Here is a 2,749-nt window from a genome sequence, read left to right on the forward strand (position 1 = left end):
AACGGGGCGCCAGCTAAATGAGGGAGATGGACGTTCGGAGCTCAACAAGTCAATCATTCCAGAGATTCTTGACTACGACTATTCTGAATATCTGGCAACGCAGCTACTGAAGCGCAAGCAGCAGGGCGTTTGGAAGGCGAAAGGCCTGGCGCTAATCTGCGACGACAAAGAAGGCGAGTACGCCGCCCGTTTGCGCATGGCGCAGGTTGACGCCAATTCCGGAGTCGGCAACACGATCGGCATTGATGCTACAGATGAAGAGTACACCGTTATCAACTCCGATATTACAGGCATCCCGGAATTCCTTTCGGCGAAGATGGATCGGATTGTCGCCCTGTCAGGCATTCATGAGATCGTGCTAAAAAACAAAAACACTGGTGGCGTAAGCGCAAGCCAGAACACAGCGCTACAGACGTTCTACAAACTGGTTGACCGCAAGCGCAATGACGATTACAAGCCGCTGTTAGAATTCCTGTTACAGTTCATCGTAACTGAGGAGGAATACAGCGTCGAGTTCGAACCGTTGTCGCTGCCTACCGATGCGGAGAAGGCGGATATCTTTAAGAAGAACTCCGATGCGGCTCGCGGCCTCGTTACCGACCAGGTTATTGACGCCAACGAAGCGCGCGATACTCTGTCGGCGTTGATTCCAGAACTGAAGCTAAAAGGCAACGCGCCGGAACAGAAAAAACTCCCCGATCGCAACACTGGTTCAGGGAAGACGCAAAGCGAAGAGATCTTAAACAACACGGAGACGGATGATGAAAGTTAACGGCAGAATCCCAAACTGGCGTTATCCTGAAGCAAGCGAGCGGGAGTTATCCCGCTCAATGCAGGAAGCGGTGACAGAACTCGTGGTAGAAATGCGGGATCGCTTAGACCGCCTTAAATTTGACGCCACGGCGGAGGAAATCAGCCAGGCGGAAGACGATATCAGCGAATCTGCCATCGTGTTCTTTTCCGCCGTAATTGCGGCGCTCGCCTCCATCGGCTTGACTATCTATAGATTCAACTCGAAACAGTGGCTTGCAATTGCGATCGCGGCTGGCGGGCGGAACAACGAATCAGTTATGCGCCTTAAAGAATTCGGTGCTGGTGGGTATGAAGACTGGTATCAGGAAGCGCTGAGGAAGTGGGAAGATGCCGCCGAAGCGTCGGTCAGGAAGTTAGCAAGCGATATCGTATCCGACTGGACAACGAAAGTTAGAACCGCCAACAACATTGGCAAGTCTCGCAAGCAGATCGATGAAATCATCGAAGGTCGATACGCTATTTATGGTAGTTGGTCGCGCAACCGGGCAAGCGGAATCATCGGAACTTTTAACAGTATGTTGATGATGCAGCGCCTGAAAGATGCTAAAGTATCGCATTACTTTTGGTTCGGGATGATGGACGACCGCGAGCGCGAGAGCCATATCAAGCTAGAAGGTAAGCGACGCCCCGTTAATGGTGACGGCATTTTTCCCGGTGAAGAGTACGGTTGCCGTTGTTGGGCTGTTCCAGATTTTAACAATGTAGAGGTATCATGATGAAAAGAGTTCAAAGGTTCGACACGGTAAAGATGAAGGCCAGATTCGATGAGAACGGCTTTCTGGTTGATACTCCGATCGTGGCGCGTATCGGTGCGCAGACGTACCAGACGCCAACCGGGCCGCGAGTCGAGTTCCGCCCGCGTTCGGAGGTGTTCGATGCTGAATCGCTGGCGTCATACCAGGGCAAGCCGATCACTTTGGGTCACAAGATGGTGAACGCGCAGAACGCAAAAGGCCTGGTCGTTGGCTCGTGCTCCGGCGCTGGCAAAGAGGACGGGATCGGGGTTCTAGTTCCGGTGATGATTTACGATGGTGAGTCGATCGAGAAAGCCAAAAAGCGCGTAGCCGCTGAATTGTCAGTCGGTTACACGTCGGTAGATATCGACCGCAAAGGCTGGGGCAATAACGCCACTGGCGAATATCACTTCGACGAAGACCTACCGGAAAACTTCGAAGAGATGAAAAATGATTCCGTCTCTGATTGGGTTCGCTTTGATGCAGTGCAAACGAAGATTCGCGTTAATCACGTCGCGCTTGTTTTTCGTGGTCGTGCCGGGATTGCGAAATTAAATCTTGATAGCGAACAGGAATTCCCCTATGATGACGACTCAAACCACAAAGGAGCAAAAACAATGATCATTAAAATTGACGGCGTAGATGTTGAAGTGGCCGATAACGTAGGCGCTTACATTGCAAAACTCGACGCACAAGTTGCATCGGCAACCAGTCAGGTAACGAGCATCACCGCAGAGCGTGACGCGCTTCAGGCCAAAGTTGATGGCATTGAAGATGAAGTTGCCGCCCGCGTTGCTAAAATCAAAGCCGACGAAGACGCAAAACAGAAAGTTATCGCGGTGGTTTCTGCCGCGGGCGTCAAGTGCGACGGCCTGGATGTTAAGGCGATGAAGGTTGCTTACATCAAAGAGGTAGACGGGCGTGATCTGTCTGACAAAGAAGATTCGTACATCGACGCTTCTTTTGACTTTATCGCCAACTCTGATAAGATGGCTGGCAATCGCTCCAAAGTCTTCGGCAAAAAAGAAGATGGCGAACAAAAAGACAAAGGCGGCTTACCGAAACTTGACGGCACCGAAATCATCGATCCGCAGGCAAAATTCCGCCGCTAATAATTTGCGGCCTTCGGGCCGCTACCAGACCAAATAAACAGGAGATTCAAAATGACACAGATAACAGCTTCTTATTCCCGCAAGCGTGAT

3 protein-coding genes are annotated in these 2,749 nt (G+C 51.3%); all 3 read left to right on the forward strand.

Annotated features, from left to right (window positions below):
- Positions 1-772, forward strand: a 772-nt coding sequence (locus tag BPODLACK_RS23000; RefSeq protein WP_159406321.1) for an anti-CBASS protein Acb1 family protein, incomplete at its 5' end; no start/stop codon positions are given.
- On the forward strand, positions 759-1,529 hold the full coding sequence (locus tag BPODLACK_RS23005) for a hypothetical protein (RefSeq protein WP_201450647.1): 771 nt from the start codon (positions 759-761) through the stop codon (positions 1,527-1,529). The genes BPODLACK_RS23000 and BPODLACK_RS23005, both read left to right, overlap by 14 nt.
- Before the next feature lie 32 nt (positions 1,530-1,561).
- Entirely contained in the window at positions 1,562-2,659 is a 1,098-nt protein-coding gene (locus BPODLACK_RS23010; RefSeq protein ID WP_201450648.1) for a DUF2213 domain-containing protein, read from the forward strand.
- Positions 2,660-2,749: the final 90 nt, after the last annotated feature.

Origin of the sequence: Gordonia sp. YY1 (assembly GCF_009872315.1) — a bacterium.
GTDB classification, from domain to species: Bacteria; Actinomycetota; Actinomycetes; order Mycobacteriales; family Mycobacteriaceae; genus Gordonia; species Gordonia amicalis.